2 protein-coding genes are annotated in these 8,808 nt (G+C 52.5%); both read left to right on the top strand.

Features of this window, described 5'->3' with window-relative positions; all coding sequences use genetic code 11:
• Positions 1-268: 268 nt before the first annotated feature.
• Positions 269-4,405, top strand: coding sequence for a DNA-directed RNA polymerase subunit beta (gene rpoB / locus A918_RS0104875; RefSeq protein WP_022709966.1), 4,137 nt, complete (start codon positions 269-271; stop codon positions 4,403-4,405).
• 245 nt (positions 4,406-4,650) lie between these two features.
• Positions 4,651-8,808, top strand: a 4,158-nt coding sequence (rpoC, locus tag A918_RS0104870; RefSeq protein ID WP_022709965.1) for a DNA-directed RNA polymerase subunit beta', incomplete at its 3' end; no start/stop codon positions are given.

Genomic DNA, 8,808 nt, shown 5'->3' with positions numbered 1-8,808 from the left:
GGGTTTTCCGCTTATGAGCGGACGTTTTTTGTAAGCGCCTGATTTTAGGTGACAAACAAAAATGGATAGCATAATGAACTGTATATGTCTTTCATGATACGTGGCAGATTTTATAGTTCAAACGGTTACAAACCCTTTTCCTGACAGAAGAGCAGCTGTCAGGAAACGGGTTTTGACCCGTTCATAGGACCGTCGTAAGACGGCAAGCAACAGGCCCTGGTATTCCCACGGGCTCAGAACGCCGTAAGGCACAGAACGAGGAGCGACGATGGCTCAGACCCACTCTTTTAACGGTCGTAAGCGCGTACGCAAATTTTTCGGCAAGATTCCAGAAGTCGCCCAGATGCCGAACCTCATTGAGGTTCAAAAGGCATCCTATGACCAGTTCCTTATGGTCGATGAACCTAAGGGTGGACGTCCTGACGAAGGTTTGCAGGCTGTTTTTAAGTCGGTGTTTCCGATCTCGGATTTTTCCGGGGCCTCTATGCTCGAATTCGTCAAATACGAATTCGACGCGCCAAAGTTCGATGTGGATGAGTGCCGCCAGCGTGATCTGACCTATTCAGCACCGCTGAAAGTGACACTGCGTCTTATCGTTTTTGATATTGACGAAGATACAGGCGCAAAGTCCATTAAAGACATCAAGGAACAGGATGTCTATATGGGCGATATGCCGCTCATGACCGACAATGGTACCTTTATCGTCAATGGTACGGAGCGTGTTATCGTTTCGCAGATGCACCGTTCGCCTGGTGTGTTCTTTGACCATGATAAGGGCAAAACCCATTCTTCGGGCAAGCTTTTGTTCGCTGCACGCGTGATCCCGTATCGCGGTTCCTGGCTCGATATCGAATTCGATGCCAAGGATATCGTATACGCACGTATCGACCGTCGCCGTAAGATCCCTACCACATCGCTGCTGATGGCGCTGGGTATGGATGGTGAAGAAATTCTTTCGACCTTCTATAACGCTGTCCCTTATACACGTGACGGCGAAAATTGGCGTATTCCGTATTCGGCTGACCGCTTCAAAGGTATGAAAATCATCGGCGATATGCTCGATGCTGATACCGGTGAAGTTGTTGCTGAAAGCGGCCGTAAGCTGACTGCGCGCGCTGCCAAGCAGATCGCGGAGAAGGGCGTTAAGGCTATCCGTGCGACGGATGATGATCTGCTCGGTTCCTATCTGGCAGAGGATATCGTCAACTATGCAACCGGTGAGATTTATCTCGAAGCCGGTGATGAAATTGACGAAAAGACTCTGAAGATTCTGCTCGAAACCGGTGGCAACGAGATCAATATTCTTGATATCGACCATGTGAATGTGGGTGCTTACATCCGCAATACGCTGGCTGCTGACAAGAACCAGTCCCGTCAGGATGCGCTGTTCGACATCTATCGCGTGATGCGTCCGGGTGAGCCTCCGACAATGGATTCCGCAGAAGCGATGTTTGAATCGCTGCTGTTTGATTCAGAACGTTACGATCTGTCGGCTGTTGGTCGTGTTAAGATGAATATGCGTCTTGACCTCGATGCAGCGGACACTGTTCGTGTTCTGCGCAAAGACGACATCCTGGCTGTTATCAAGACGCTCGTTGAGCTGCGTGACGGCAAGGGCGAAATCGACGATATCGACAATCTCGGCAACCGTCGTGTGCGTTCTGTTGGCGAGCTGATGGAAAATCAGTACCGCGTCGGTCTGCTGCGTATGGAACGTGCGATCAAGGAACGTATGTCCTCGATCGAAATCGATACAGTCATGCCGCAGGATCTGATCAATGCGAAGCCGGCTGCTGCCGCTGTTCGCGAATTCTTCGGTTCCTCGCAGCTGTCGCAGTTTATGGATCAGACCAATCCGCTGTCTGAAATCACCCATAAGCGCCGTCTGTCGGCTCTCGGACCTGGTGGTCTGACCCGTGAACGCGCTGGCTTTGAAGTCCGCGACGTTCATCCGACCCATTACGGCCGTATCTGCCCGATTGAAACACCGGAAGGTCCGAATATCGGTCTGATCAACTCGCTCGCAACTTTTGCGCGCGTCAACAAATATGGTTTCATTGAAAGCCCTTACCGTAAAATTATCGACGGCAAGATCACCAATGAAGTCGTTTATCTTTCCGCTATGGAAGAAGCCAAGCACTATGTTGCTCAGGCCAATGCTGAAGTGGGCGAAAATGGTGAATTCGTTGAAGAATTCGTAATTTCGCGTCATGCCGGTGAAGTTCTGATGGCGCCGCGTGAAAACGTGGATCTGATGGACGTTTCGCCGAAGCAGCTGGTTTCTGTTGCAGCCGCGCTTATTCCGTTCCTGGAAAACGACGACGCCAACCGCGCTCTGATGGGCTCGAACATGCAGCGTCAGGCCGTGCCTCTGGTACGTGCGGAAGCGCCGTTTGTCGGTACCGGTATGGAGCCGATTGTTGCCCGTGACTCCGGTGCTGCTATCGGTGCACGCCGCGGCGGTATTGTTGATCAGGTGGATGCGACACGTATCGTTATCCGTGCAACTGAAGACCTCGATCCTTCGAAGTCCGGCGTTGACATTTACCGTCTGATGAAGTTCCAGCGCTCCAACCAGAGCACCTGCATCAATCAGCGTCCGCTTGTGCGCGTCGGTGACCGTGTAGGGAAGGGCGACATCATTGCTGATGGTCCGTCGACCGATCTGGGTGATCTGGCTCTCGGCCGTAACGTGCTCGTCGCGTTCATGCCTTGGAACGGCTACAACTACGAAGACTCCATCCTGCTTTCTGAAAAGATTGTTTCGGATGACGTGTTCACTTCGATCCATATCGAAGAATTCGAAGTTGCTGCCCGTGATACCAAGCTCGGACCTGAGGAAATTACACGCGATATTCCGAACGTTTCGGAAGAAGCACTGAAGAACCTCGACGAAGCCGGTATTGTCTACATCGGTGCGGAAGTTCATCCTGGTGATATTCTCGTCGGTAAGATCACACCAAAGGGTGAAAGCCCGATGACGCCGGAAGAAAAGCTTCTGCGCGCTATTTTTGGTGAAAAGGCTTCTGACGTCCGTGACACCTCAATGCGTATGCCTCCGGGAACATACGGTACTGTTGTGGAAGTTCGTGTTTTCAACCGCCACGGCGTTGAAAAAGATGAACGCGCAATGGCGATTGAGCGTGAAGAAATCGAACGTCTGGCAAAAGACCGTGACGACGAACAGTCTATCCTTGACCGTAACACCTATGGTCGTCTGGCAGATATGCTGGAAGGTAAGATTACTGCTGCTGGTCCTAAGGGCTTCAAGAAGGGCGTTGCGGTTAACCGCGATATCCTGACTGAATATCCGCGTTCCCAGTGGTGGCAGTTTGCCGTTGAAGACGAAAAGAGCCAGAGCGAACTCGAAGCTCTGCGCAACCAGTATGACGCATCCAAGAAGCTGCTTGAAACACGCTTCATGGATAAAGTCGAAAAGGTTCAGCGCGGCGACGAAATGGCTCCGGGCGTCATGAAGATGGTTAAGGTCTTTGTTGCTGTTAAGCGCAAGATCCAGCCAGGCGACAAGATGGCCGGCCGTCACGGTAACAAGGGTGTGGTTTCCCGCATTCTGCCAGTGGAAGATATGCCGTTCCTTGAAGATGGTACCCATGCGGACATCGTGCTTAACCCTCTGGGTGTGCCGTCCCGTATGAATGTGGGCCAGATTCTGGAAACACATCTGGGCTGGGCATGTGCCGGTATGGGTAAGAAGATCGGGCAACTGATCGAGGTCTATAAAGAGACCGCAAATATCCAGCCGCTGCGTGATACTCTGGAACATATCTATCCGGACAACGACCGTAACGAACCGGTTCGCTCTTATGATGACGACAGTGTCCTCATGCTTGCAGATCAGGTGAAGCGCGGTGTGTCGATTGCAACGCCGGTCTTTGACGGTGCTGTTGAAGCAGACATCAATGCGATGCTTGCAGATGCAGGTCTGGCAACTTCCGGTCAGTCGACGCTCTATGACGGCCGTACAGGCGAACCTTTTGATCGTCAGGTGACAATGGGCTATATTTATATGCTCAAACTGCACCACCTGGTTGATGATAAGATCCACGCCCGTTCGATCGGACCTTACTCGCTCGTCACACAGCAGCCGCTGGGTGGTAAGGCGCAGTTCGGTGGTCAGCGCTTCGGTGAAATGGAAGTCTGGGCGCTTGAAGCCTATGGTGCAGCTTACACGCTGCAGGAAATGCTCACCATCAAGTCTGATGACGTGGCAGGCCGTACCAAGGTTTATGAAGCGATTGTACGTGGTGACGATACATTCGAAGCGGGTATTCCGGAGAGCTTCAACGTTCTCGTGAAGGAAATGCGTTCGCTTGGTCTGAATGTCGAACTCGACGATACACGCGACCTAGTAGCGCCGACAGAGCTGCCTGACGCAGCAGAGTAAAAACAAAGGCGTGACGCGGTTTTCCGCGCCACGCCATTATTGCCATTATTCGGCAGTATGTTTTGAAAGAATGACGGTTTCAGGCGCTGTGTCTGACCGTTGCGCAGATTAGGGCAATTGCCCGTCAGAGAGTATCAGGGCGCTAAAGCCTGTGCCGGATACTGCTCTGCATATAGATTCAAACGCATGATGCTGTCGCGAAGTAGGCCAACTTTTGTGAAGCATGATGCCCTAAGGAGAACGGCATGAACCAAGAGGTCATGAATCTTTTCAATCCTCAGGCTCCGGTGCAGACATTCGATTCCATCCGGATTTCGATTGCCAGCCCTGAGAAGATTCTGTCCTGGTCATACGGCGAGATCAAAAAGCCAGAAACGATCAACTACCGTACGTTCAAACCTGAACGCGATGGTCTGTTCTGTGCCCGTATCTTCGGCCCGATCAAGGACTATGAGTGCCTGTGCGGTAAGTACAAGCGCATGAAATATAAGGGCATTATCTGTGAGAAGTGCGGCGTTGAAGTAACGCTGTCACGCGTGCGCCGTGAGCGCATGGGCCATATCGAACTGGCTGCTCCTGTTGCCCATATCTGGTTCCTGAAGTCGCTTCCTTCGCGTATCGGCACATTGCTTGATATGACGCTGAAGGATATCGAACGCGTTCTGTATTTCGAAAACTACATCGTAACAGAACCAGGCCTGACTTCCCTGAAAGAGCATCAGCTGCTTTCGGAAGAAGAATATATGATCGCTGTTGATGAATTTGGTGAAGACCAGTTCACAGCGCTGATCGGTGCGGAAGCGATCTATGATCTTCTGGCGACAATGGAACTCGAAAAGATTGCTGTGCAGCTGCGCACCGATCTGGCCGAAACCACTTCGGAACTGAAGACCAAGAAGCTGATGAAGCGTCTCAAAATCGTTGAGAACTTCATGGAATCCGGTAACCGTCCTGAGTGGATGATCATGAAGATCGTTCCGGTGATCCCGCCGGATCTGCGCCCCCTGGTGCCGCTGGATGGCGGTCGCTTTGCGACTTCCGATCTGAACGACCTTTACCGTCGCGTGATCAACCGTAACAACCGTCTGAAACGCCTGATGGAGCTTCGTGCGCCTGGCATCATTATCCGTAACGAAAAGCGTATGCTGCAGGAAGCTGTTGACGCGCTGTTCGATAACGGCCGTCGCGGTCGTACTATTACCGGTGCGAATAAGCGTCCGCTGAAGTCACTTTCGGATATGCTGAAAGGTAAGCAGGGTCGTTTCCGTCAGAACCTTCTCGGTAAGCGCGTCGATTATTCCGGTCGTTCGGTTATCGTGACCGGTCCTGAACTGAAACTGCACCAGTGCGGTCTGCCGAAGAAAATGGCTCTGGAACTGTTCAAGCCGTTTATCTACGCACGTCTTGACGCCAAGGGCTTCTCCTCGACTGTTAAGCAGGCGAAGAAGCTGGTTGAAAAAGAACGTCCGGAAGTTTGGGATATCCTTGATGAGGTTATCCGCGAGCATCCGGTTCTGCTTAACCGCGCGCCGACGCTGCACCGTCTTGGTATTCAGGCTTTCGAACCAACGCTGATCGAAGGTAAGGCAATCCAGCTGCACCCGCTCGTTTGTACTGCGTTTAACGCGGACTTCGACGGTGACCAGATGGCTGTTCACGTGCCGCTGTCGCTTGAAGCACAGCTCGAAGCACGCGTTCTGATGATGTCGACCAACAATATTCTGCATCCGGCAAACGGTCTTCCGATCATCGTGCCGTCGCAGGATATGGTTCTCGGCCTCTATTACCTGTCGATCGTTGCTGAAAACGAACCTGGTCAGGGCATGGTCTTCGCCGATATGGGCGAATTGCAGCATGCGCTGGAAACCAAGACCGTTACGCTGCACACCAAGATCAAAGGCCGCTTCAAGTCTGTTGATGCGGAAGGCAAGCCTGTATCGAAACTCTTTGACACAACACCGGGTCGTCTGATCCTCGGTGAATTGCTGCCGAAGAACGCCAATGTTCCTTTCGATATCTGCAATCAGGAAATGACCAAGAAGAACATCTCCAAGATGATCGATCTGGTTTACCGTCATTGCGGTCAGAAAGAGACAGTGATTTTCTGTGACCGCGTGATGCAGCTCGGCTTTGCCCATGCCTGCCGTGCCGGTATTTCCTTCGGTAAGGATGACATGGTCATTCCTGATGCCAAGGCGAAGATCGTTGCCGATACAGAAGCTTTGGCCAAGGAATATGAACAGCAGTACAATGACGGTCTGATCACTCAGGGCGAAAAGTACAACAAGGTTGTTGATGCCTGGGGTAAAGCGACTGACAAGATCGCCGACGAAATGATGGCCCGCATTAAGGCTGTTGAATTCGATCCGGAAACCGGTCGTCAGAAGCAGATGAACTCCATCTACATGATGTCGCACTCCGGTGCCCGTGGTTCGCCTTCGCAGATGCGTCAGCTCGGCGGTATGCGCGGTCTGATGGCCAAGCCTTCGGGCGAGATTATCGAAACACCGATTATCTCGAACTTTAAAGAAGGTCTGACCGTGAACGAGTACTTCAACTCGACACACGGTGCGCGTAAGGGTCTGGCCGATACAGCTCTGAAAACCGCTAACTCCGGTTATCTGACACGCCGTCTCGTTGACGTTGCGCAGGATGCGATCATTTCTGAACCGGATTGCGGTGCAACCGTTGGTCTGACAATGAACCCGATCGTTGATGCGGGTCAGATCGTGGCTTCGCTCGGCATGCGTATTCTGGGCCGTGTTGCTCTGGACGACATCAATCATCCGGCTACGGGTGAGCTGATTGTTGCTTCCGGTGACATGATCGAAGAACGTCATGTGGAAGTGATCGAAAAAGCCGGTATCCAGACCGTTCGTATCCGTTCGGCTCTGACCTGTCTCACCCGCTCCGGCGTGTGCGGCAAGTGCTATGGTCGTGACCTTGCACGCGGTACTCCGGTGAACAAAGGTGAAGCTGTCGGTGTTATCGCTGCGCAGTCGATCGGTGAGCCTGGTACCCAGCTGACCATGCGTACGTTCCACCTTGGTGGTACAGCGCAGGTTGTGGACAGCTCCTATCTGGAAGCTTCCTATGAAGGTACTGTTGCACTGCGTAACCGCAATGTGGTTCGCAATTCCGACGGTCATCTGGTGGTTATGGGCCGTAACATGGCCGTTCTCATCATGGATGCATCCGGCAAGGAACGTGCAAGCCATCGTGTAACTTACGGGTCGCGCCTGTTCGTCGATGACGGTGATGCAGTGAAACGCGGTCAGCGTCTGGCCGAGTGGGATCCGTATACCCGTCCGATCATCACCGAAGTTGAAGGTATGATTGAGTTTGAAGATATGGTTGACGGTCTGTCGGTTGCTGAAAACACCGATGAATCCACCGGTATCACCAAGCGCGTTGTTATTGACTGGCGTTCGACCCCGCGCGGTTCGGATCTGAAGCCTGCTCTTGTTGTTAAAGACAAGAACGGCAAAGTTGCGAAACTGTCGAAGGGTGGTGAAGCCCGCTTCCAGCTCTCCGTTGAGACCATTCTCTCGGTTGAGCCAGGTGCAACGGTTCGCGTCGGTGACGTGATTGCCCGTCTGCCTATGGAAAGCGCGAAGACCAAGGATATTACCGGTGGTCTGCCACGCGTGGCTGAACTGTTCGAAGCTCGTCGTCCGAAGGATCATGCGATCATCGCTGAAGTTGATGGTACAATCCGTTTCGGCCGCGATTACAAGAACAAGCGCCGCATCATTATTGAACCGAATGACCATAATCTGGAGCCGGTTGAATATCTGATCCCTAAAGGCAAGCCTTTCCATCTTCAGGATGGCGATGCGATCGAAAAGGGTGACTATATTCTCGACGGTAATCCTGCACCGCATGACATTCTGGCGATCAAGGGCGTGGAAGCACTTGCTTCTTACCTCGTGAACGAAATTCAGGAAGTCTATCGTCTGCAGGGTGTGACGATCAACGATAAGCATATCGAAGTGATCGTTCGTCAGATGCTGCAGAAGGTTGAGATCACGGAATCCGGTGACAGCACCTATATTCCGGGCGATCATGTTGACCGTATTGAACTTGACGAAATCAATGATCGTCTGGTTGAAGACGGCAAGAAACCTGCTGAAGGTCTGCCGGTTCTGCTCGGTATTACGAAGGCATCGTTGCAGACACCTTCCTTCATCTCGGCTGCTTCCTTCCAGGAAACAACCCGCGTTCTGACCGAAGCCGCAGTTGCCGGTAAGATGGATACGCTGCAGGGTCTGAAGGAAAACGTGATTGTGGGTCGTCTGATCCCTGCCGGCACCGGCGGTATGATGAGCCAGATCCGCCGTATTGCGACAGCCCGCGATGATCTGATTATCGACGAGCGCCGCAAAACTTCCGGTGCGGATGCT

This window comes from Pseudochrobactrum sp. AO18b, assembly GCF_000409565.1.
In the GTDB taxonomy this organism is placed as follows: domain Bacteria; phylum Pseudomonadota; class Alphaproteobacteria; order Rhizobiales; family Rhizobiaceae; genus Pseudochrobactrum; species Pseudochrobactrum saccharolyticum.
This window is presented reverse-complemented; position numbering and strand designations above follow the sequence as displayed.